Here is a 23118-nt window from a genome sequence, read left to right on the forward strand (position 1 = left end):
GGGTTGCTAGCGATGCCTAATCAACCCCTCCCAGCCTCCCCTTATATTGATATTTTCTGCCAAGTAACAGTCGTGATAAAGGGGAGGAGCTAAAAGCACAACAACCATCTTCTTCTCCTCGCTCTTAATCTCTCCGCATCCCGTTTACCCGTCACTCGAATCTGCTCTTCTACTTCTTCACCACGCCTCCCGTTAAATACAATCCAATCGCCGCTAGCACCGGATACCCAAACGCTTCATTGGTCATTTCCCCCAAGGGTTTCCAATCGTAACCATGCATACAACCTAGAATCACCATCACATGCAGTGCCACATAAGGAATGGTGAACAACAACACAATGTAGCGCTGTACCAACTTAAAAGGTTCATACGCTTTAAGCAGTGCCAGCTTGTGCTTCGCTTTTTCTTCATCAGTAAAAAACATCGCATCTCCTGTGTTGGTGAGTGCATCTAACCCCTTGCTAATCGAAGACTGGCTCCCGAATATTCTTCCGAACAATGTCATACTGCTCCTTGGTTTATTGATTGGCTTTGACCGCATGTATAGCCTTTGACTGTATAACCTTACGGTTCGACAACCTTAGCGAGACCTCTGCTCCGCCATTTATCCGTTGAATTAGATTCCCTATCACGTTCGTCCCTCACTGTAGGGAATGACGACTACTTTTATTAAGTTAATAATCTCACGACTCCGTCATTCCGCCATTCTGTTGCTTTAGAGGCGAGGAACGAAGTATCTGGAATCCGCTTTTAGTCTCTTCGCATCTCGCTTACTCGCATCCCGCAACTGCTCTTCAAATTATTCGAAGACTTAGCTTTTGGTTCTCCCCCTTGAACACCGGACTATTGTGAGTGATGGTGTTAATAGAAGGGGGAGTTAGAGGGGGTTGCTAGCGATGCCTAACCAACCCCTCCCAGCCTCCCCTTGTATAGGATATTTTTTGCCAAGTAACAGTCGTGATAAAGGGGAGGAGCTAAAAGCACCACTCTCACTTTATTTTCCTCACTTTTCGAATCCCGCATCTGCTCTTAAGCTTTTATCTTCAAAACAGGACACGCCTTATTCACGCCCCAATCTTTATGCCCCTTAACATTCTCATCTGAAATCAAGAACTGCTCTTGCAGTGCAGCCATCAAACCAAACAGTGCCTTGCGCTGCGCAAGTGTGAAGTTATCTTCTGGTTGCAGCTCGGCATTACAACCGCCAACCAAACAAACCCCAATATTGCCCTTGTTGTGTCCTTTCACATGCGCACCGGTTTGCGACAGCGGCCTGCCCAATTGGACATCCCCATTGCGACGAATAACAAAGTGATACCCCACATCGCGCCAGCCTTTCTTTTTATGCCATCGACGAATCTCGGCTACGCCTACATCTTGCTGTGGCGGCGTGGCGCTGCAATGCACAGTAATAAAGGAATATGGCGGGCAATGAGGTAAGCGGAGTAAAACCGAAACCAGGCTGAATGAATAGGATGCTGAAGGTAAACAAGGCTCTAACGAAGGGATAAGCTCCATCTTGCTAGCCTGCTCTTCCGAATCAATTCGTTCTTTGGTGTCAGCCCGCTCTTGTAAAACAGACGCTTCTAACGGCTGATTTGGAACTCGATCAGTTGCTGGTGGAGTGTTTGACAAAATAAATCCTCGTGTTGTTGTAAATAGGCGATTAAAGACGTTGATAGCGATTCATTTAAATCAGGGTGCAATGCGATGTGTTGTCGCAGACTGGTGGCTACGGTTTTTTCATAGCCGGGGTGGTGGCTGACATAACGTAAATACATCACGTAATAACCCAGAGGCTGCTTACGCCGTGCTCGGCTGATCATCCAACAAATATCGTCATAGCTGGGGGGGGCACCGCATTCATCCTCATTAAAATAACAACCTTCTAAATGGCTTTCTTTATAACCGTTAACTTCATAGCTCAGTACTTGGCCAAACCCATCACTATCACTAAAAAATAACGGCTGACGTGATTGAGTGAGGGAGTTAGCACGGCACTCGATGCTCGCCATACCGGGTTGATACGCTGAAATAAAAAGAGAAACTATCGCCTTCATTAAGCACCTTATTGCTGCATGGGGAGGGCAATGTACTTCAACATTCTTGATTGGGGTTGGCGGGAATAACACGAAAACAGAGGAATACAGAAAAATGAGAGGTGCTTCGAAAAGCCATTGCTTAATAAGGTTGATGTTGCATATCTATCCGAGGCGATTAACCAAACATCTTTTCTTACAACTTATCTCATAGGCCTTTTGCCCCTAAAGCACCAAAAAGTGTTGTTAATGCCCTTTATATCAATGGATTTCAGTACTAATGGTCATTTAACAAGGAGCGTTAACCATGTGTGTTTCTCTTATTCTTTCTTTTATCCCCTTAAAAACCGGCTCGCCAATAAGCAAGTTAGTGCTATTGAAATTAGCCGATAACGCAGACGCGCGCGGCGTGTGTTTCCCATCCTTAAATTACTTAGCGCAATATTGCGAAGTGTCGGTAAGAACCGTTAAACGACACGTTAACGAGCTCGAAAAACAAGGTTTTGTGAAGCGGATAAAGCGCTTTGATGATTCAGGACGCCAGCGCAGCAACATATATCAGCTGCGCCTTCCCAGCGACAGCCACATTCAGCAGACCGATCTAGCCCAAGCGAATCAAGAGAACACGAATGTAGAACAAACAGGTTTACCGTCAGCTTCGTCGGAATACCCACAGAAGACAGAATATGCGCAGAAAACCGACCATTCAGACACTCCCCTGGGTGACTCAAGATCCACCACGGAGAGTGATCATCTGGCACACATAATCTTTCATAAAGAACATAAAACAGAGTTGATCTTGAAAAACGGCCTCTTGGATGACACCGATGTTCTTGATCCCCAAAGCGGTTCTGAACAACATGAGGTATTGACACCTCAAGCCACCACTACTCCAATAAGCCAACAGAATGAAGTCGTGATTCACCTGCTCACCAAAGAGGGCAGCGCGCCGATTTATCATGAGTTCTACAAAATCTTAGAGCGAACCTACCCAAAGTTAGATGTGCTGCAAGAACTGCATGCCATGCAAGCCTGGCTGTACATCAACCCCGATAAGCGCAAACCCTTTGAGCACATTGGTCACTTTGTGAATGGCTGGCTAAGAAGAAGCGCCCAAGCCAAAGCGAAGCGAGACTCATCGCCAGTCTTTAAGCAGGCTAGAGCGGCTAAGCAAACAAAAGCGGCTAAACCAGCAAGGGCTTCTGCTTCTACATCGACCAAGGAAGCTAAAACCCAACCGGCAGCCAAGCCCATGGTTCACAAACAACCCACGCCCGTCTCTCAGGCCCTAGCGGATTACCAAGCCAAAAGCACCACCAATCCGTTCGAAGCACGTATCAAGGCCCTAGTTCAATCCAAATCGCCCGGCACGGATTCTAAAAAGTGACCATTCGATTTTTCACAGACGAAGCGCTTGTTCACACAGCCAAAGCTATTAAAAAAATAGCTTAGAAAACCAAGATCTTAGGAAACCAAAAGGCTAGGGAAGACCAAGCGCGAATACAGACAAAAAACGTCAAGATACAAAAGTAGAATTAGGGAGAGGGCAAATGGACGATATCAGCCTAAAAAAACTGACAACGGAAGAAAAAGTCACCATTTTAGAAAAAAAGATAGCGCGAGTAGAAGGACGCATTGGCGAGTTTTTGAAACTGCTGGTTAACCACTACCCACAAGGGCTAACACGCACCGAGATTAAAGCGTTATTGGCGGTAAACAATAACCCGAGCTTCGTCTCGCTGTACCGCAACGGCAATATTTTTATTGATATAGAAAAACGCTACTGCGACGCAGCACAAGAAAACCGCTACCACATAGGCACTCAGTACCTACAAGACGTACAATGCTCTCGCTGGTTGAATGCGTGGTGAGTTGTTTGTCATGCCAGAGTCAATTTCAAACTGGTTAATATGCACTTACTTTGCTAGAATGCTCCGCATATTTAAAACCGTATGAAAAACGCATAAAGCGAACAAATTGCACTATTGCCTTTAGGAGCCAAACCTAAGGGCGGTAGCGTGCCCAAATGCGACTGGCTAGCAAGTTTAAAAGTGCGGTAAGCCTCTTAAAGACTGTTTTTTTGTGGCCTATTGGGGCGGTTTTTAAAAAGATAGCAAAATCTAGGATTTATAAGAGATTGTCCGCAGCGGACTGTCTCAAAATGAATGAAAAGTGTCTCAGATGGGTTTGGATGCCTGAGGTGTGAGTGGAAAGCTTTAAAGAAAAATTGGTACAAACTATATGAAATTAACGTTAGAAAATGCCCGTATCGGTATTATTGGCTTAGGATATGTTGGTCTTCCTTTGGCTGTAGAGTTTGGTAAGAAGCAATCAACAATTGGTTTTGACATAAATCAAGCACGTATCGATGAGCTGTCGGCTGGTCGCGATAATACACTAGAGTGCAGTGACATCGAACTGGCAGAAGCTGTTCGCCTTTCTTACACCGCCTCTCTTCAAGATCTAAAAGAATGCAATGTCTACATTGTTACAGTTCCAACCCCTATTGATCAACATAAGCAACCAGATTTAACACCGCTGATCAAAGCTTCTGAAGCGCTGGGTACAGTAGTCTCTGAAGGTGATGTGATCATCTATGAATCAACAGTATACCCAGGAGCAACAGAGGAAGACTGTATACCAGTTGTAGAGCGAGTATCTGGCCTCAAGTTTAACCAAAATTTCTTTGCAGGTTACTCGCCAGAGCGTATTAACCCGGGTGATAAAGAGCACCGTGTTACAAACATCCTTAAAGTAACAAGTGGTTCTACACCAGAAGTGGCGGAATACGTAGATCAACTTTACAAAACCATCATCACGGCTGGCACACACAAAGCATCTTCTATAAAGGTTGCTGAAGCAGCAAAAGTTATCGAAAACACGCAGCGCGACGTCAACATTGCTCTTATCAACGAGCTTTCTATCATCTTTAACAAACTCGGCATTGATACTTTAGAAGTCCTCGAAGCTGCGGGTACTAAGTGGAACTTCCTACCATTCCGTCCGGGTCTAGTGGGTGGGCACTGTATCGGTGTTGATCCGTACTATCTAACTCATAAAGCTCAAACAGTGGGTTATCATCCTGAGATGATCTTAGCAGGCCGCCGTCTCAATGATGGGATGGGTCAATATGTTGTTTCTCAACTAGTGAAGAAAATGCTGAAGAAACGCATTCATGTTGAGGGCGCCAATGTATTGGTAATGGGACTTACGTTTAAAGAGAACTGCCCAGACTTACGAAATACGAAAGTTGTTGATATTGTCAGTGAGTTAAAAGAATACAATATTAATGTAGATATCGTTGACCCTTGGTGCTCTGAAGAAGAGGCGCAACATGAATATGGCCTTAGCTTATGCGCTGAACCACAGCAAGGTTACTATGATGCGGTTGTCATGGCAGTATCTCATGACGAATTTAAGAACATGGGTGCAGAAAATATTCATGCATATGGTAAGGGAGAGCACGTGCTATACGACCTGAAATATGTACTGGATAAAGAAAGCGTAGATATGCGCCTGTAATTAAAATAACTTTTGAATTAATTAAAGTGAGAGCGAAGAGTTCTCACTTTTTATTTATGGAATAAATAATGTCTAAATTTGAACAGATTCAGCAAGACTTACTGCAGCAGCCAAAAGTATGGCTTGTGACAGGTGTTGCAGGTTTTATTGGCTCAAACCTATTAGAAAAGCTATTAAAACTCAACCAGACTGTAGTTGGCTTAGATAACTTTGCAACGGGTCATCAGCATAACCTGGATGAAGTAAAAAACTTAGTGACTGAAACGCAGTGGGATAAGTTTCGTTTTATTGAAGGTGACATTCGAGACTACGCCACATGTGAGACTGCTGTGAAAGGGGTTGATTACGTATTGCACCAAGCTGCATTAGGTTCTGTTCCACGCTCAATTGCGGATCCTGTTACTTCAAATGCTGCAAACATTACTGGTTTTTTAAATATGCTACAAGCTTCTAAGGAAGAAGGGGTGGCAAGCTTTACATATGCTGCGAGCAGCTCTACTTATGGTGATCATCCAGCATTACCGAAAGTGGAAGAAAACATAGGTAAGCCTCTTTCTCCATATGCGGTTACTAAATATGTAAATGAAGTTTATGCTTTTGTATATGCAAGGACTTATGGCTTTAAAGCGACGGGCTTACGCTACTTTAATGTATTTGGTCGTCGACAAGACCCAAATGGTGCCTATGCTGCGGTTATTCCTAAATGGACATTGGCAATGATTAATAATGAAGATGTATTCATTAATGGTGATGGAGAAACAAGCCGAGACTTTTGCTATATAGAGAATGTGGTTCAAATGAATGTGTTGGCTGCAACCGGGTCAGAAGAAGCGTTAGGCGAAGTGTATAACTGTGCGGTAGGTGATAGAACCACATTGAATACGTTGTTTAATGCACTTAAGAATGAGTTGTCTAATAATGGTGTTAGGTATTCTTCTGAACCTGCATATCGTGAATTCAGAGCTGGAGATGTACGCCACTCACAAGCTGATATTAGTAAAGCTAAAAGCAAGTTGGGTTATGAGCCAAAGTATGATATTTCAGCGGGAATAGCGGAATCGATGCCGTGGTATTGTGGTTTCCTAAATGGGTAGAAGCTTTTTAAATTCTTTGGTTTTTTATGGTGGAAGTGCAGGTATAGCTAGAATATTGCCGTTATTAGTACTTCCGGTTTTTTTGAGTAAGTTAGGTGCAGAAGAGTTTGGTCGAATTGAAGTTGTATTTGCATTCTTTAATTTGGCTATAATCTTTGGCCTTGCCCAGTTGGAAAGCTCATTCCAACGATTCTTTTATAGCACAGAAAGCCATAGTAATTTATATAGTACAGTAACACTGATGATAGCCAGTCTATCATCAGTTTCAGCTATTATCATAATCTCATTGTCTTCACAGGTGTCCTCGATACTATTTGGAAGTGTTGATGAATCCAGCTCAATTATACTGTGCGCAATCACTATATTTTTTGCGAATTTGTCTACGATTAATCTGATTTATTTAAGGTTTATCGATAGAAAAATAACCTTTGCTATAAGTAATATATCCCAAGTTGTCATCTCAGTACTGTTAGGTTATATTTTTATTATTAATCATGACATGGGGAGTTTTGGGTACTTTTTAGGTATATTTCTTGGCTGGGTAGTTTGCTTTATGATTACTTCAGCTTATTTATTATTTAAAGTTAAAGTCGATTTCAAGTTAAAATTAGAAAACGTTAAAGAGCTGTTTGATTTTTCTTTACCTCAATTTCCGGCAAGGATTGCAAGCTTTGTCTTTCAGTATGGAAATAAATTTATAATTTTAGCAATACTCGGCACATATGCTGTCGCTAATTTGTCATTAGCTGCAAAGTTTGCGGCACCATTTCAGTTTATGATGCTAGCACTCAGTATGGTATGGAATCCATTTTTATACAAAAATGAACATGATAAAAATCTAAACGGAAAAATAAATTCATTAATCAGTTACATGATTTTTTCTGTTGTCATTATACACATAATAGTGGTAATTCTTGCTAAGTATGTAATTAGTAACTACTTTGGTTCAGAGTTTCATGATTCAGCGTATTATGTAACATTAGCCATTATTCCATTTGAAATGCTAGCGATGAAAGAGATTTTTGAGTCAGGCATTAAATTATCTAAAAAGACAAAGTATATTACTTATTCATACGTAATTTCTTCAGCCGTTATGATCCCGCTAATGCTAATATCTACAAATATGTTTTACATGTTGGTTGCTTCAATAGTAGGTACTTTTGGAATGATTGTATCAACATGGTATTATTCTACATCTACCTCTAGCGTAGTGATTAATAAGTCTGCCTTTTCCCTATATACTTTGTTTGTATTAGCTAATGTTGTTTACTGCTATTTAAACATTGTTTAATATATTACTGTGAGTTTTTAATGGAAACTTTGTTATTAACATTGTGCGCCGTAGTAACTATAGCCTCTGTTTTTATCTCTATTAATAATAACTCGGATGTATTCTCGCCATCTAAGGTTTACATCCTGTTTAATGTTGTTTTCTTTTTAGATGTTTATTTTGGTGAATATGATATTTTAATTATTTGCACTTATCTTATTCAATGTCTAATCGTCCTTTCCTTCTCCATTTATGACAAACAGAATAATAAGTTAGACTTTTCTGGTACAGGAGTAAGAACTTTATCAGGAAAAGTAGTTCTATGTATTTGGTTGATTTCATCAGTATCGATAGTAAATCAAATTGTAGTGATAATTGAATTTGGGAATATATTTAACTATATAAGCAATATAGCACTTAGGGTGGAGTACTATAAGGGTAAGGGTTACATACTAGTTTTAAATAGCATTGTTGCGACTATAAATGTAATATATTTCACATATTTATTGAGTTCAAAAAGTGTATCACTATTTCATAAGAAGCTATTTATAGCTCACTTTGTCATTTTTGTATGTATGGCATTGCTTTCTGGATCGCGCAGCTTTCTTTTAATTACTATATTGGTTGAAATCATTGCATATAACTACATATGTAAGCCGCTTAATCTTCGTAAGTTGTTTCCTTTTTTTGTAGCAATAATTTGTTTATCTGCACTAATAGGAGGCGTGAGAAATTCATTAGATACGACAGATAATCAAGTTAAAATTAAAGGTGATAGCTTAGAGACTAGTTCGACTCACTTTAAGTATGGGCTTATTCCATTAGAGTTAATTCATACTCAAGAGGTTAGTGAATTAACAATGGGAACGACCTACCTGGCTACTATAACAAACTTCATACCTAGAGCTATTTTCCCTCAAAAATTTGATTCGGGAGGCGTAGCTTTTACAAAGCTGTATACGGGTAATCGATGGGAAGGGCGTTCTAATTTGGCGACAGGCGCAGTAGCTGAAGGCGTGTTAAATTTCGGCATGATTCCAGGTACAGTTTTTGGTTTTATATCATTAATAATAAGTTACTTCTTTGGTATGTTTTTATATCGAAGGATGCTGAGGCTAAGAAATAATGATAATAATTATACGGTAGTGATTGTTTATATTTACTTGATACTTGCTGTTGGTAGGTACCCATACTCTGAATTTGCCTACACCTACTATACATTTATTTTGTATGTGTTAATTCCGGTTGTTTTAATTAAGGTTCTAAGTAAAGTAAGACTTAGATAAGAGGTTTGTTTTGAATTTGCTACTAATTGGTCATATAAGTTCAGGTTTTGATAGTGGTGACGCGTCAGAAATTAGAACACGATTTATTAAAAAAGGACTTGAAGAGACAGGCTGTCACTTCAAGACTATCTCGTATAAGTATGAGCGAGGAGAAGAAGCGCGTACAGATGACCTAGATAACTTATATTCAAAGGTTAAACTTAACGGTAAGTTATTAGTGATTTACAAGGCTTTACTTGCTCCTTGGATTCTTTTCTTTAAATTGCTAATGCAGCACACTTACGCTGAAAAAATAGTGGTTGATAGACTTCCTGTTTACTTATCAATTCCTGTCTTCTTGTTTTCTATATTTTTTAGAAAGAAAACGGTTTTAATATTAAATGAGTTTCCACAAAGACTAATTCATAGTGAGCATTCGCTAAGAAGTATGAGTGAAGACCTTTCAGTATGGGCTCTAGGGAAAGTATGTGATGTTCTGATTATCATCTCTCGTGAGCATGAAAAGGTATACAAGCAATATGTTAGAAAAAAATCAAGAACCATAGTTCTCCCTATATTGATGGACTGTGAGAAAAATAGTAATTCAAATATAGGTGAAAATACTCCTAGACGTGTGATATATGCTGGTGCTCTCAGTGAAAGTAACGGCGTTACTCTTTTAGTAAAAGCAGCTAAGCAGTTAATAGAGGTAGGGGTAGAACATCGCTTAATTATTGTGGGTCCAAGCGCTTCACAGCAGTACACTGATGAATTACACGAGATGGTGAAAAATTATAATCTTGGTTCTGTCGTTGAAATACTACCTCCAAAAACTAACCTTGAAGCTGTAAAACTTTTAAATGAGTCTGATGTTCTTGTTATTCCTAAATTAGATGACCAACGAGCAGTTGGGTATATACCTTCAAAATTAGGTGACTTTTTATTTACGGGTAAGCCAGTTGTTTGTAGCCACCTAGGAGATGTGCCTGATTATATAACTGACGGTGTAAATGGTTTTTTGGTAAAACCTGATTCTATCGATTCATTAACAGAATGCTTATCAAAAGTAATTTCAAACTATGATGAATTGAAAAAAGTTGGTTATGAAGGTTTCAATACCTCAAAAGAGTTCGATTACAGAAATCAGTGTGAACGTTTAAATAATATACTCAAGTGCCAGTAAGGTTTATCTTATATGAATGTTAATATTCAAGGTTTACGTGGAATGGCTGTGTTGCTAGTTTTGTTTACACATATGTTTCGTGTAGAAGAGAATTATTACTCTGATACAGTTATTCCCGATTTTGTCCTTTCAGGTTTTGTTGGGGTAGATATATTTTTCATTATTAGCGGATTTATTATGTATATAACAACCGTGAATATTGATAAGAGAGATACATTCTTCAATATGGTTGATTTTTTAAGAAAAAGAGCCGTAAGAATATACCCACCATATTGGGTTTTTAGTATCATTTTACTGGTTTTTGCGGCTTTTTTTCCTAACATGGTATTTTCGGGGGCAGAGTACAGTTTATGGTCATCGTTATTATTAATTCCTGATTTAAATCAACCAATATTAGCAGTGGGATGGACATTGATTCATGAAATGTACTTTTATTTGGTGTTTTCATTTTTTCTATTGTTTTCCAGGGGTTCACTAAATCTATTGTTATTTTTATGGGGCTCATTGGTACTAGTCTTAGATTGGTATCTTGTTGATAAGGGATCTTTTTTAACTTTAGCGCTTAGCCCTTTAACAATTGAGTTTATCATTGGTGTTTATATTGGTTCTGCTTACTTTAGTTTTAAGGATAAGTTTTCTAAAATCAACCCCGCATTAGTATATACATATGTCGTCGCATTTCCATTTATAGTTTATTTTCTATATGAGGCTTATTATATTCATGCGCCAGGGCATCTTTCTAGGACATTGCTCTTTTCGCTGCCATGTTCATTGTTAGTTTTATCCCTGCTTGTATTTGAGAGTAAGAAAAAGTTTGTCCCCAATGTGTTTGTTATGATTGGAAATAGCTCGTACTCAATATACCTTAGCCATGTACTTGTAATTAATGTTATAGCTAAGATATTTTTCTTCTTGTCTTTAGATATTGGTGCTGTTGAAAATTATGCATTAGTATTTACTATGTTTTTTGCGAGTGTCATTTTTGGTTATATAAGCTATTTGGTTTTGGAAGTTAAATTGGGGCACAAGCTTAACAAACTTACAGATATTAGTTCGCTTAGTAGGCTTTCTCGGTAGATAATATAAATCATTAAGAGTGATATACTTATTTTTTTATTAAGTTAAAAGTGTAATATGAAACCTAATTATATATTTATAAATGCTCTTTCTGCTAAGTTGGGCGGTGGGAAGACGTACATTAGAAACTTGCTTGTAAACTTGCCAGGTGATGTTGACGTTTATATTGTTTGTCCGGATAAATCTATTTTGCCTGAGTCGGATAATGTTCATTACATTGAGGCGGGATTTGCAAATAAAAATATTTTATGTCGTGCATTTTGGGAATTCTTTTGGCTTCCCTTTCTTTTATCTAGGCTAAATGTTTCAGTTTTATTCTCTCCAGGGGGGATGGACTTTAATATTTTCACATTTGGTGTACCTAAGGTGACGATGTTTAGAAACATGTTACCTTTTGATAAGAATGCACTTCAGAGTGAAAGTAATAACTTGTCTAAAGTTAAGAATTGGATTTTGAAAGCGTTAATGCTTAGAACAATGTCCCAATCTGATCACGTAATATTTATATCAAAATATGCGCGAGATGTGATTAAAAAGTACATGTCATGCTCTAACTCAAGTGTTATTTATCATGGTGTTTCAGATAACTTCATACCTGATGAATCGATATCAATAGATAACTCACTTCTTTATGTGTCACGATTTGAGAGTTATAAAAATCACCTTAACTTAATTAAAGCCTATCACTTGATGAGTGAAAGCTTAAAGTTTAAGCATAAATTGATAATAATTGGTGAAGAAATGGAGCCCGCTTATAGCCAATGTGTCAAGTTTATCAAAGAAAATAATTTGTCGGATAATGTGGTTATCAAAGGTAGGGTTCCGTACAATGAGTTGCCTATTTACTACAAATCATGCTCACTATTTATTTTTCCATCTTCATGTGAAAATTGCCCCAATATACTCATTGAGGCTATTGGTTCTGGGGCGGCTATTCTTTCTTCATCTACATCTCCGATGCCAGAGTTTGGCAGAAATGCATGTGGTTATTTCAATGAGAATGATCCAGAAAGTATTTCAAGTGAGATGGTTAGGGTTCTTAGCAATGAAGGTGAACTTAATAATCTTAGACAAAACTCAAAAGAATTGAGAAACTCATATCTCTGGAAACAAACAGCTGATAATACATGGCGAAAGCTAACTGAAATGGTAGGAAAATAATGTTTAGCGATAAAACTCTTTTAATTACAGGCGGTACCGGTTCATTTGGTAATGCTGTCTTACGTCGTTTTTTAGATACTGATATTAAAGAAATTCGTATTTTTTCTCGTGATGAGAAAAAGCAAGACGATATGCGTAAGCACTTTCAATCCGATAAGTTGAAATTTTACATTGGTGATGTACGTGATTACCAAAGTGTTTCAAACTCTATGCGTGGTGTTGATTATGTTTATCATGCTGCTGCGTTGAAGCAAGTGCCTTCTTGTGAGTTTTATCCCCTAGAAGCAGTTAAAACAAATGTCCTAGGTACAGAGAACGTTTTAGAGGCTGCTATTAATCACAGTGTTGAACGAGTAGTTTGTTTAAGTACTGATAAGGCAGTATATCCTATCAATGCGATGGGTATTTCTAAAGCAATGATGGAAAAGGTCATTGTGGCCAAAAGTCGTAACCTAGAGAATACTAATACTACTATCTCAGGTACTCGTTATGGCAACGTCATGGCCTCTCGTGGATCAGTTATCCCATTGTTTATACGTCAAGTCGTAAACGGGGAGCCGATCACTATCACTGATCCAAATATGACACGTTTCATGATGACTCTTGATGATGCGGTCGATCTCGTTCTTCATGCGTTTAACAATGGGTCAAATGGCGATATTTTTGTTCAAAAGGCCCCAGCAGCAACAATTCAAGTGCTTGTTCAAGCTATTTTAGACATTATGGATAAGCCAAACCACCCCGTAAATATAATTGGTACTCGCCATGGTGAGAAGCAATACGAAGCGTTATGTAGCCGTGAAGAAATGTTTGTGGCACAGGACCAAGGTGACTTTTATCGAGTACCAGCAGACAATCGTGACCTTAACTACTCTAAGTATTTTGAGGAAGGCGAAAAAGATCTTTCTAAAGTTGAAGATTATAACTCGCACAACACTGAACGATTAGATGTTGAAGGCATGAAGCAGTTGCTAAGAAAGCTTGATTTTATTCGTGAAATTGAAGCAGGTAACCTTATTGTTCCAGAAGGTGTGTAACGTGAAAGTTATTGTTATTGGGGCGACAGGGATGTTGGGGTATAGCATCTTTTCAAATCTTTCTGAGTTATCAAATCTCGACGTTTATGGCACCGTTCGCACCATAAATGGCTTGGAAAACTTTTTTCCATCAGCGGATAAATTACTCCCTAATATAGATGTTAAAGATTTCAAAACTTTGGAAAGAGCAGTCTTAGCAGTTAAACCAGATGTTGTCATCAATTGTATTGGCTTAATCAAGCAGCATGATGTTTCTAAGCAACACGTTGAGGCTATTGAGGTCAACGCTTTACTTCCACATAAAATTGCGCAGCTTTGTGATTCCATTCAAGCACGTTTAGTTCACTTTTCAACGGACTGTGTCTTTGATGGTGCCGCGGGAAATTATTCAGAAACAGATTTGCCAACTGCTACAGATCTTTACGGTAAGTCAAAGTGCCTTGGTGAAGTGGATTATGGTAAACATATCACTTTACGTACCTCAATCATAGGTCATGAACTAAAGTCTTCGGTAAGCTTAATTGATTGGTTCTTAAGTCAAGAAGGCTCTGTAAGAGGCTTCTCGAAAGCTGTCTTTTCCGGCCTACCTACGGCCTATGTTGCAAAAGTCCTTGCAGATTATGTACTTCCTGATTCATCCCTTTCTGGCCTGTATCAATTATCCGTAGATCCTATCGATAAGCACTCTTTGATCTCAAAAGTTGCTCATGTCTACAATAAGCAGATTGAAATTGAAAGGTTTGAAGACTTTGTGTTGGATCGCTCTCTTGATTCAACAAAGTTCCGCGAAGAGACAGGATTCGTACCACCAAGTTGGGATGAGTTGATAGCATTGATGCACACTGATTACAATAAGAGATATAACTATGAGTAAATTAAAAGTAGTAACCGTCGTAGGCACTCGCCCAGAAATCATTCGTCTTTCACGTACAATCGCTAAGCTGGATGAATACACGGATCATACGTTAGTTCATACTGGTCAAAACTATGACTATGAATTGAACCAAATCTTTTTTGATGATCTTGGTATCCGTTCTCCTGATGTATTTCTAGAGTGTGCTGGCGGTACTGCGGCTGAAACTATGGCTCAGGTTATTAGTAAGTCCGATAAGATGTTTGAAGAAATTCAGCCTGAAGCTATGTTGATCCTAGGTGATACTAACAGTGCGCTTTCTGCTATTTCGGCTAAGCGTAAAAAGATTCCTATTTTCCATATGGAAGCGGGTAACCGATGCTTTGATTTACGTGTTCCAGAAGAGATAAATCGAAAGATTGTCGACCATATTTCTGATGTAAACATGCCATACAGCGATATTGCTCGTGACTATCTGTTGCGAGAGGGCATTAGCCCGGACTTAATCGTTAAAACAGGTAGCCCGATGGATGAGGTATTAAATCATTACGAAGAAAGAATCTCTAATTCAGATGTGCTAGAGCGTCTTGAGTTAGTAAGTGAAGGGTACTTCTTAGTCAGTGTGCACCGTGAAGAAAACGTAGATTCTGAGCGCAACATTAACAATTATGTTCTCGCTCTAAATACGATTGCTGAAAAGTATAATCTGCCTATTATTGTTTCTACTCACCCTAGAACAAGAAAGAAGATTGAGCTATTAAACCTAGAGTTCCACCCTCTAGTGAATTTGATGAAACCACTTGGGTTTAGTGATTACATTCGTCTACAGAAAGAAGCGAAAGTCGTACTTAGTGATAGCGGTACGATTACAGAAGAGTCTTCGATTTTAAACTTCCCTGCTATTAACATCCGTGAAGCTCAAGAACGACCTGAAGGGTTTGAAGAGGGGGCTGTGATGTTTACTGGGATGAGTGTAGAGCGAATTCTACAAGCGATTGAAATCTTGGGTGATCAACCAAGAGGCGAAGATCGTTTGTTGAACAAAGTCGCTGACTATATTGCACCAAATGTTTCTGACAAAGTACTTCGCACAATTCTAAGCTATACCGATTATGTTAACCGCGTTATTTGGAAGAAACAGTAATGCACTTAGCGTTAATTATTGATGACTACCTGCCACACAGCACACGTGTGGCAGCCAAAATGTTTCATGAGTTAGCAAAGCAATTTGTACATATGGGGCATCAAGTGACAGTGATTACACCAGCCGTAGAGCAAAAATCTCAGTTAGAAATTTCCGAGTATGATGGTGTAACTGTTTGGCGCTTTTCGAGTGGCGCTATCAAGGATGTTGGTAAAGTCAAAAGGGCAATAAACGAAACGCTATTATCGACCAAAGCCTGGAGAGCAATATCCAATAATGTTGCACCAGACACCTTTGATGGAGTCATTTATTATTCGCCTTCCATTTTTTTTGGGAACTTGGTTAAAAAAATAAAGAGCCGTTGTCAGTGCCCTTCGTACTTGATTTTAAGAGATTTATTCCCTCAATGGGTTATTGATGCTGGAATAGTTAAGCAAGGTTCTGCCATTGAGCGTTATTTTCGATTTTTTGAAGCTCAATCTTATCAGCAAGCAGATACGATTGGCTTAATGTCTGAGAAGAATCTAGAGTTGTTCAATGATTTGACGGATGGTCGATATCCAACTGAGATAATGCGTAATTGGGCGTCTCTTGAGCCTCATGAGAGCCGAGAAGAAGGGCGGTATAAAAGAAAGTTAGGTCTTCAAAACAAGGTCGTTTTCTTCTACGGCGGTAACATAGGGCATGCTCAAGATATGGGCAACTTGATGCGACTTGCCAAAGCGATGCAACCCTACCATGATGCGCATTTTCTGTTCGTCGGTCAAGGGGATGAAGTTGAATTGATAAATCAACAGGCATCAGATTGGAATCTCACTAATTTCTCTTATTTACCATCCGTGAATCAAGATGAATTCAAAGAAATTCTAGCTGAAATGGACGTTGGTTTATTCTCTTTAGCTGCGAACCATACGGCGCACAACTTCCCTGGTAAACTTTTAGGCTACATGGTTCAGTCGTTGCCTATTTTAGGTAGTGTTAATGCCGGAAATGACTTGCTGGATATTGTAAACAATAACGAAGCAGGCCTTATTACAGTTAATGGCGAAGACGAAGCGTTAGTCAAAAATGCAATGAAATTGATGGATTTAAACACTCGACAAGCGATGGGTTCATCTGCATATGAACTACTAAAAGCCGAATTTTCTGTTGAAAGTATTGCTAAGAGTTTAGAACTTAATTTAAGAAGAAGCTAATGTAGTGTGCATGGAGCGTCTACTGACATCTAGATTCGATGAGCTATTTGTACTAGCAGAGAAATCATCAAGGAGACGATCTCACCTTAACTTACATGCGAGTTATGAAGATAAGGTGCAACGTTTAGTTATCGCTATGGTACGTGGTAGCTATGTTGAGCCTCATTATCATGAGCTTCCACATCAGTGGGAGCTGTTCACTGTTTTACAAGGTGTTGTGAGGGGGGACAATTATGCTAAATCTGGCGAGATCATATCATCGAGATACTTAGGTGAAGGTCAAGACTCTATGATGGTTACGATCCTGCCCCATGAAATCCATAGCGTTGAATGTATTAGTAAAAAAGCGCTTTTACTTGAAGTCAAAGAAGGCCCATTTAACCCTGAATTTGCCAAAGCATTTCCGAACTTCTCTGCAGAGAAATCGAATAAACATTCCCATATTTAAAGAGCTAGAAACATAGGTATCTACACAGATTGGTTTCATATCAAGCAATTGATTTGATTAGGGGAACAGATCCAAGGATCATTGATCAAGAGAGTTAACTACTCTTTCACTTTACTGATCGTCTCACCTATTAGAGAGGATCCTTTGTGATCCTCTTTTTCATTATAAAAACCATCACTTAGTCTGATGAGTGTCTCAGTGCTGAGACGGAATTGAGACAGTTTTACTTCAAGCTTGATCCTTCCCAATAGGTGGAGATCTTGGTTTATTTGTAAAAAGCGCAATAAAAATACTATTTAATAACAAACCCCAAGGCTTAAATTAATGTCATTGTTTGAATACTTTGTCGAACTTTCTCTGTTCTTCTTCCTTTCGTTGGCGGTGTTGTACTGCATGCGCAAAGTGGGCTACGCCATTGGCTTAGTTGATAAACCGAATGCTAGAAAACATCATGAGGGTGTGGTCCCTTTGGTGGGCGGTATTTCCCTTTGTATTACCTTGTTGTACTTCTTCTACGTGAGTGCGTCAGAAATCAATAACATAGAGGTAATCGCCACGTGCTTAACGATACTGGTGCTGATCGGTGTGGCAGATGACCGCTTCGATATCAGTTTTAAACTTCGCATGGGTGTGCAAGCTGTCTTGACGCTGATCGTAATGCATTATACCGGGCTAACGCTTTCTCATGTTGGTAATGCGTTTGGGTTTGGTGTTTGGGACTTTCCGGTTGCCATCGATTATGTTGTTACCATATTAGCTGTGATCGGTGCAATTAACGCTTTTAACATGGTTGATGGTATTGACGGGCTATTGGGTGGTTTAAGCATAGTGGTGTTTGCCTCGTTAGGTGTGCTGTTCTATGCCCATGGCCTTGAGTTTTATACCTTCTTTATGGCAGTGATGGTGGTTATCTTACTTCCCTTCGTGCTGTTTAATTTGGGGTATTTTGGCAAACTACGTAAAGTGTTTATGGGCGATGCCGGTAGCATGATGATCGGCTTTCTCGTGATCTGGATTTTAATCCGAGGAACACAGCCTGAACACGGCCACTATACGATTCGTCCGGTGACGGCATTGTGGTTAATTGCGGTGCCTTTGATTGATATGATGGCCATTATGATCCGTCGTATTCGTAAGGGGCATTCTCCGTTTAAACCGGATCGCGAGCATTTTCACCACATCATGCAACGCATCGGTTTCACACCACGCGAATCGCTTGTGGTGATTTGTTCGGTACAGTTGATTTATTCCACCCTAGGTTTATTAGGTGAATACTTCCAAGTACCAGAGTTCATCATGTTCTACACCATTGTTGTGTGTTTCTTATTCCACACCTACTGGATGACGCATTCATTTAAGATGGCGAAGATAGTAAGAAAGTGGAAGAAGTTAGAAGCGAAATAGTTTGATGTGTCGTTAACGGACAAGTCTACTATCGCAGTGCTTAGCTGGGTAAATTAGAGAGTTAAAGCAGTTAAGTTACAATAGCTCAAACTAAGACAAATATAGAAAAAGAGCCCAATCTTATATCGAGATTGGGCTCTTTTGCGTTTAGCTTGAGAAGTTTTAGACTTGAGTGCTTTTGCTATTAATCATCTTCACTTGAAAACCTAAGCCATTAATACACTGTTAATCACTAGTAGAGTTTTTCTGGAAGGTTGCGCAAACTTCTAATCCAGCTGGTGATGCGCCAAACATAGCTCATAGCTACAGTGTATGAAGCAAAACACATCATAAACAGGATGAACATGGTCGATTCAGCAATTTCTAGGAACTCTCCGTAGATACCGAAGCCAGCGAAGCTACTTGCGATAGCACAAATGATGGCCAGGGTTTGTCGCGATGTAAAACCAAGGCGTTGGAAGATGTGGTGTAGGTGTTCACGGTCGGGCTTGAAAGGGGAGTCACCGCGGCGTACGCGTCTGAACATGATGGCAGCCATGTCCATCAGCGGAACAGCAATTAACCACAGTGCAGTAATCGGTCGCATCATAGCTTCTGATGGATCTTGGCTTGCGCCCAGCAGTAACCAAATCACAGTAAAGCCAATCATCATGCTGCCAGCGTCGCCCATAAAGACCTTACGCTCTCGCCCAAGAATGCCTAAGTTCATTAAGATATAAGGAATGGTTGCGACAATGAACACCACGCATAAATACGCTAAGCCATGTTGGCTGTCGACTTGAAGTAAAACGGCGATACCGCCAAAAGTTACAATAGCAAGCCCACCTAACAATCCATCAATGCCGTCGACCATATTGAACGCGTTAATCGCGCCAATCACTGCGAGTATGGTTACTACAGGGCTCAGGAAGCCTAAATGCAGGTCGCCAGTACCAAACAGGTTACCAATGTTATCTAATCGAATGTCGGCGAAATACATCATGCCGATGGAGAGAATTGCTTGCACCACCAGTCGTATTTTGAAGCTAATGTCGAATTTGTCATCAAGCGCCCCGATAATAATAAGAGCAATAACAGAAGCTAAAAAGAGTGGGCTATGCGGGATGACGTCTGGATGGGTAACGATGAATTGGCCAATGGTTAAGCTGATCGCTATACCACCTACCAATGGGATCGCACCAGTGTGTAACTTTCTCTCATTCGGTTTATCCACTAAGCCAATGGATTTTGCCACTTTTCTCATCAAAAAGAGTGAGGAAAAGGAGAAGAAGCCAACAAATGATAGCTCTAATAACATAATGAACTCTAGCCAATTTTTTGTAGGAGTTTATTTGCGTGTATCTTACGCTAAAACTATCAATATGTACACCTGGTTGAGTATGTTTTGTTCTGTGCATTTTGAATGTGACATTTGGTTTTAGTATGTAATTGAACGTTGATTAAGAATGGTGGCTACGATGTTTTGGCTAGTATTATTGCTTAAGCTTTGTAGGTGCCTTAAACACAAAATGACGCTTTTTTTCACATTCGATCATCCTACCTGCGCCCTTTCTTGATCTTCCACTACAGTTTTGACTGTAAACTGTAGTAAAATTACGCTAATTTGTTTTTATACCGATTTATTTTGAATTGAACGAGGTCAGTCCTATGTCAGCTAAGAAGCCAATGGCTCTAGTGATCCTTGACGGTTACGGTTACCGTGAAGACAACCAAGACAACGCTATCGCGAACGCTAAGACTCCAGTTTTAGACGGTCTTATTGCTAACCAACCTAACACGCTAATCTCGGCTTCTGGCTTAGATGTAGGCCTACCTGATGGCCAAATGGGTAACTCTGAAGTGGGTCACACCAACATTGGTGCGGGTCGCGTGGTATACCAAGATCTTACTCGTATTACTAAGTCAATTTCAGATGGTGAGTTCGGCCAAACTGAAACGCTAGTGAACGCTATCGATAAAGCGGTGAAAGCTGAGAAAGCGGTTCACATCATGGGCCTTATGTCTCCAGGTGGCGTTCACTCTCATGAAGATCACATCTACGCAGCTGTTGAAATGGCAGCAGAGCGTGGCGCAGAGAAAATCTACCTGCATGCATTCCTAGACGGCCGTGATACGCCGCCACGTAGCGCAGAAAACACACTAGCACGCTTCCAAGAACTGTTCGCTAAGCTAGGTAAAGGCCGTGTGGCTTCGCTTATTGGTCGTTACTACGCAATGGACCGTGATAACAACTGGGATCGCGTTCAAGAGTCTTACGACCTGCTGACTCAAGCAAAAGCAGAATTCACGTTTGATACAGCGGTTGCTGGCCTAGAAGCGGCTTACGCTCGTGATGAAAACGATGAGTTTGTAAAAGCGACTGAAATCAAAGCAGAAGGCGAAGAGTCTGCCGCTATCGTAGATGGCGATGCAGTTATCTTCATGAACTACCGTGCCGACCGTGCTCGTGAAATCACACGTGCATTCGTTCCTGATTTCGATGGTTTTGCTCGTAACGTATTCCCAGCGATCGATTTCGTGATGCTGACTCAATACGCAGCAGACATCCCGCTTCTATGTGCATTCCCACCGGCTTCTCTAGAGAACACTTACGGTGAATGGCTATCGAAGGAAGGTAAAACGCAGCTACGTATCTCTGAAACAGAGAAATACGCGCACGTTACTTTCTTCTTCAATGGCGGTATCGAAGACGAGTTCGAAGGTGAAGAGCGTCAACTTGTTGCTTCTCCAAAAGTAGCAACTTACGACCTACAGCCAGAAATGAGCGCACCAGAGCTAACTGAAAAGTTAGTTGCAGCGATCAAAGGCGGCAAATACGACGCTATCGTTTGTAACTTCCCTAACTGTGACATGGTTGGCCACACTGGCGTTTATGATGCAGCGGTTAAAGCGGTAGAGTCGCTAGACGAATGTCTGGGTAAAGTGGTTGAAGCAATCAAAGAAGCCGATGGCCAACTGCTTATCACAGCTGACCACGGTAACGCGGAAATGATGGTAAACCCAGAAACGGGCGGCATCCACACGGCGCACACTAACCTACCAGTGCCACTTATCTACGTAGGTAGCAAAGACGTTGAGTTCAAAGAGGGCGGTAAACTGTCTGACCTTGCACCAACGATGCTTTCTTTGTCTGGTATCGCAATCCCTGCTGAGATGTCAGGCGATGTGATCGTTAAGTAATCACTTATAACTTTCATCGAATACTAGAACGGCTACGCGTGAGTGTGGCCGTTTTTTTGTATCTGGAATTTGAGTATAGATGCGGGATGCGAGTAAACGGGATACGAAGAGCTTAAGGGCAGGAATTGGGTGAGAGAAATATGCAGAGGGGAACAGAAGGGCACGACCTTAAATAAAAGACGAAAAGAACGGCCTTGATGAATATCGAAAGAGTGACATTGCTTGAATGATTAGGTAGCTTAAGGCTCATACTATACTTATCTTTTACCTTATCTCTAGGCTGTTTATATGAACTCAAACCCAGACCGTTGGAAGCAACGACTGCAAAACTTAATGAAAGCGCAGCAAAGGCTTGAGAGAGCGTGCTCACAAGATAGCTACAATGAGTTAGAGCTCGCTGGGTTAGTACAAACTTTTGAATTTTCTTTCGAACTGACATGGAAGACCCTTAAAGACTTACTTGAGTTTGAAGGGTTTGATGTGGCTTCGCCGAGGAGCGTTTTTCGTACGGCCTTAGAAGCTAAGCACCTGTCTTCGGAGCAGTGTGAGATTATGCTTGAAGCACTCATAAAACGAAATTTATTGTCCCACACCTATGATGAGGAAAATGACCTTGAAGCTCAGTCACTGATCTTAGAGTCATTTTCACCAGTGATAGGGCAAGTCACACTCTATTTAAAGCTTAAATGTGATCAAGAGGGTCAATGCGAACAAGAGGTTAAATGTGATCGATAGTTATTTGGGTAAACCAGACTCGGTCGGCCTTAAGCCTCATCAGTATAAGCTGATTGAGGATATTGTTTTGAATCATGCTTTAGTCATTCATGCCTGGGTATTCGGTTCTAGAGCCCTTGGAACTTATAAAGATAACTCCGACATCGATATTGTTATCGAGGGGCATGGGATTTCGTTAAGTGTCGTCGCAGGCTTGCAAGATCGTTTAGAACAGTCGTCGCTTCCATTCAAGGTTGACTTGCTCGTTAAGCATAGAATTACATCAAGCGAGTTACTTGCCCATATTGACACTTATGGGATTAAACTAAAGTAACCGAACGTATTATTATCAGCGTAACGGTGATGTTGATTCTTGAACCGATTGTTTACGTTTTGCCAGTTTATCTCGAATCTGAGTACCTGAATTGACTCGGCCATGTTTTTTATCATCAATAGAAAACGATAATAGTTTCATTAGCGCTATAGCTCCATCTCTACGCTTTCGATCTTCATAAGATTCAATCGTATCAG

The 23118-nt window shown here is 40.3% G+C and carries 23 protein-coding genes; 18 read left to right on the plus strand and 5 right to left on the minus strand.

Features of this window, described 5'->3' with window-relative positions:
- Nucleotides 1-169: 169 nt before the first annotated feature.
- From AB4167_RS13410 to AB4167_RS13420, 3 genes are all read right to left on the minus strand, one after another.
- Nucleotides 170-505 carry a hypothetical protein gene (locus AB4167_RS13410; protein WP_004733275.1) on the minus strand — a complete coding sequence of 112 codons (336 nt, stop codon included), beginning with the start codon at nt 503-505 and terminating at the stop codon, nt 170-172.
- A gap of 524 nt (nt 506-1029) precedes the next feature.
- On the minus strand, nt 1030-1635 hold the full coding sequence (locus AB4167_RS13415; protein WP_029235108.1) for an N-acetylmuramoyl-L-alanine amidase: 606 nt from the start codon (nt 1633-1635) through the stop codon (nt 1030-1032).
- Complete coding sequence (locus tag AB4167_RS13420) at nt 1587-2060, minus strand: hypothetical protein (protein WP_372136645.1); 474 nt, start codon at nt 2058-2060, stop codon at nt 1587-1589. Before AB4167_RS13420 ends, AB4167_RS13415 begins: the two co-directional genes overlap by 49 nt.
- A 286-nt stretch (nt 2061-2346) precedes the next feature.
- On the opposite strand from AB4167_RS13420, the gene AB4167_RS13425 reads away from it, so the two are divergent.
- The 15 genes from AB4167_RS13425 (at nt 2347) to wecA (AB4167_RS13495) (ending at nt 18693) form a co-directional block, all read left to right on the plus strand.
- Nucleotides 2347-3426 carry a helix-turn-helix domain-containing protein gene (locus tag AB4167_RS13425; RefSeq protein ID WP_372136646.1) on the plus strand — a complete coding sequence of 360 codons (1080 nt, stop codon included), beginning with the start codon at nt 2347-2349 and terminating at the stop codon, nt 3424-3426.
- 163 nt (nt 3427-3589) lie between these two features.
- Complete coding sequence (locus AB4167_RS13430; protein ID WP_372136647.1) at nt 3590-3910, plus strand: hypothetical protein; 321 nt, start codon at nt 3590-3592, stop codon at nt 3908-3910.
- A 370-nt stretch (nt 3911-4280) separates the two neighbouring features.
- Nucleotides 4281-5561, plus strand: coding sequence for a Vi polysaccharide biosynthesis UDP-N-acetylglucosamine C-6 dehydrogenase TviB (gene tviB, locus AB4167_RS13435; protein WP_372115523.1), 1281 nt, complete (start codon nt 4281-4283; stop codon nt 5559-5561).
- A gap of 68 nt (nt 5562-5629) precedes the next feature.
- Entirely contained in the window at nt 5630-6655 is a 1026-nt protein-coding gene (locus AB4167_RS13440) for an SDR family oxidoreductase (protein ID WP_372136648.1), read from the plus strand.
- Complete coding sequence (locus tag AB4167_RS13445; protein WP_372136649.1) at nt 6648-7946, plus strand: lipopolysaccharide biosynthesis protein; 1299 nt, start codon at nt 6648-6650, stop codon at nt 7944-7946. Before AB4167_RS13440 ends, AB4167_RS13445 begins: the two co-directional genes overlap by 8 nt.
- Nucleotides 7947-7966: 20 nt before the next feature.
- Nucleotides 7967-9211: an O-antigen polymerase gene (locus AB4167_RS13450; protein WP_372136650.1), complete on the plus strand. Its 1245-nt coding sequence runs from the start codon at nt 7967-7969 to the stop codon at nt 9209-9211.
- 10 nt (nt 9212-9221) lie between these two features.
- Nucleotides 9222-10373: a glycosyltransferase gene (locus tag AB4167_RS13455; protein ID WP_372136651.1), complete on the plus strand. Its 1152-nt coding sequence runs from the start codon at nt 9222-9224 to the stop codon at nt 10371-10373.
- 12 nt (nt 10374-10385) lie between these two features.
- Nucleotides 10386-11450 carry an acyltransferase family protein gene (locus tag AB4167_RS13460; protein ID WP_372136652.1) on the plus strand — a complete coding sequence of 355 codons (1065 nt, stop codon included), beginning with the start codon at nt 10386-10388 and terminating at the stop codon, nt 11448-11450.
- Nucleotides 11451-11507: 57 nt separating this feature from the next.
- Nucleotides 11508-12611 (plus strand): glycosyltransferase family 4 protein, encoded by a 1104-nt coding sequence (locus AB4167_RS13465; RefSeq protein WP_372136653.1) that lies wholly within the window; start codon nt 11508-11510, stop codon nt 12609-12611.
- On the plus strand, nt 12611-13648 hold the full coding sequence (locus tag AB4167_RS13470; RefSeq protein ID WP_372115528.1) for a polysaccharide biosynthesis protein: 1038 nt from the start codon (nt 12611-12613) through the stop codon (nt 13646-13648). Before AB4167_RS13465 ends, AB4167_RS13470 begins: the two co-directional genes overlap by 1 nt.
- Before the next feature lies 1 nt (nt 13649).
- A complete protein-coding gene (locus AB4167_RS13475) occupies nt 13650-14522 on the plus strand; it encodes a dTDP-4-dehydrorhamnose reductase family protein (RefSeq protein ID WP_372115529.1) in 873 nt (290 codons plus the stop codon).
- The gene (gene wecB, locus AB4167_RS13480; protein ID WP_372115530.1) at nt 14515-15645 is read left to right on the plus strand and encodes a non-hydrolyzing UDP-N-acetylglucosamine 2-epimerase; all 1131 of its coding nucleotides are present in this window, start codon (nt 14515-14517) and stop codon (nt 15643-15645) included. Before AB4167_RS13475 ends, wecB begins: the two co-directional genes overlap by 8 nt.
- Entirely contained in the window at nt 15645-16841 is a 1197-nt protein-coding gene (locus AB4167_RS13485) for a glycosyltransferase family 4 protein (protein ID WP_372136654.1), read from the plus strand. Before wecB ends, AB4167_RS13485 begins: the two co-directional genes overlap by 1 nt.
- 10 nt (nt 16842-16851) lie before the next feature.
- Nucleotides 16852-17289, plus strand: coding sequence for a WbuC family cupin fold metalloprotein (locus tag AB4167_RS13490; RefSeq protein WP_372136655.1), 438 nt, complete (start codon nt 16852-16854; stop codon nt 17287-17289).
- Nucleotides 17290-17613: 324 nt separating this feature from the next.
- A complete protein-coding gene (gene wecA / locus AB4167_RS13495) occupies nt 17614-18693 on the plus strand; it encodes a UDP-N-acetylglucosamine--undecaprenyl-phosphate N-acetylglucosaminephosphotransferase (protein WP_372136656.1) in 1080 nt (359 codons plus the stop codon).
- A 232-nt stretch (nt 18694-18925) separates the two neighbouring features.
- On the opposite strand, the gene wecA (AB4167_RS13500) is transcribed toward wecA (AB4167_RS13495), so the two are convergent.
- Nucleotides 18926-19990, minus strand: coding sequence for a UDP-N-acetylglucosamine--undecaprenyl-phosphate N-acetylglucosaminephosphotransferase (gene wecA, locus AB4167_RS13500; protein ID WP_372136657.1), 1065 nt, complete (start codon nt 19988-19990; stop codon nt 18926-18928).
- A gap of 350 nt (nt 19991-20340) precedes the next feature.
- Between wecA (AB4167_RS13500) and gpmM the strand changes: the two genes are divergently transcribed.
- The 3 genes from gpmM to AB4167_RS13515 all read left to right on the plus strand — a co-directional run bounded on the left by gpmM (nt 20341) and on the right by AB4167_RS13515 (nt 22921).
- Nucleotides 20341-21873 carry a 2,3-bisphosphoglycerate-independent phosphoglycerate mutase gene (gene gpmM, locus AB4167_RS13505; protein ID WP_017067156.1) on the plus strand — a complete coding sequence of 511 codons (1533 nt, stop codon included), beginning with the start codon at nt 20341-20343 and terminating at the stop codon, nt 21871-21873.
- 288 nt (nt 21874-22161) lie between these two features.
- Nucleotides 22162-22608 carry an HI0074 family nucleotidyltransferase substrate-binding subunit gene (locus AB4167_RS13510; RefSeq protein WP_372136658.1) on the plus strand — a complete coding sequence of 149 codons (447 nt, stop codon included), beginning with the start codon at nt 22162-22164 and terminating at the stop codon, nt 22606-22608.
- Nucleotides 22598-22921 carry a nucleotidyltransferase family protein gene (locus AB4167_RS13515; protein ID WP_372136659.1) on the plus strand — a complete coding sequence of 108 codons (324 nt, stop codon included), beginning with the start codon at nt 22598-22600 and terminating at the stop codon, nt 22919-22921. The genes AB4167_RS13510 and AB4167_RS13515 overlap by 11 nt, the downstream gene beginning before the upstream one ends.
- Before the next feature lie 15 nt (nt 22922-22936).
- On the opposite strand, the gene AB4167_RS13520 is transcribed toward AB4167_RS13515, so the two are convergent.
- Nucleotides 22937-23062 carry a hypothetical protein gene (locus AB4167_RS13520; protein ID WP_258183539.1) on the minus strand — a complete coding sequence of 42 codons (126 nt, stop codon included), beginning with the start codon at nt 23060-23062 and terminating at the stop codon, nt 22937-22939.
- Nucleotides 23063-23118: the final 56 nt, after the last annotated feature.

It is taken from the genome of Vibrio sp. 10N.286.49.E11 (assembly GCF_041469505.1).
GTDB classification, from domain to species: domain Bacteria; phylum Pseudomonadota; class Gammaproteobacteria; order Enterobacterales; family Vibrionaceae; genus Vibrio; species Vibrio crassostreae_C.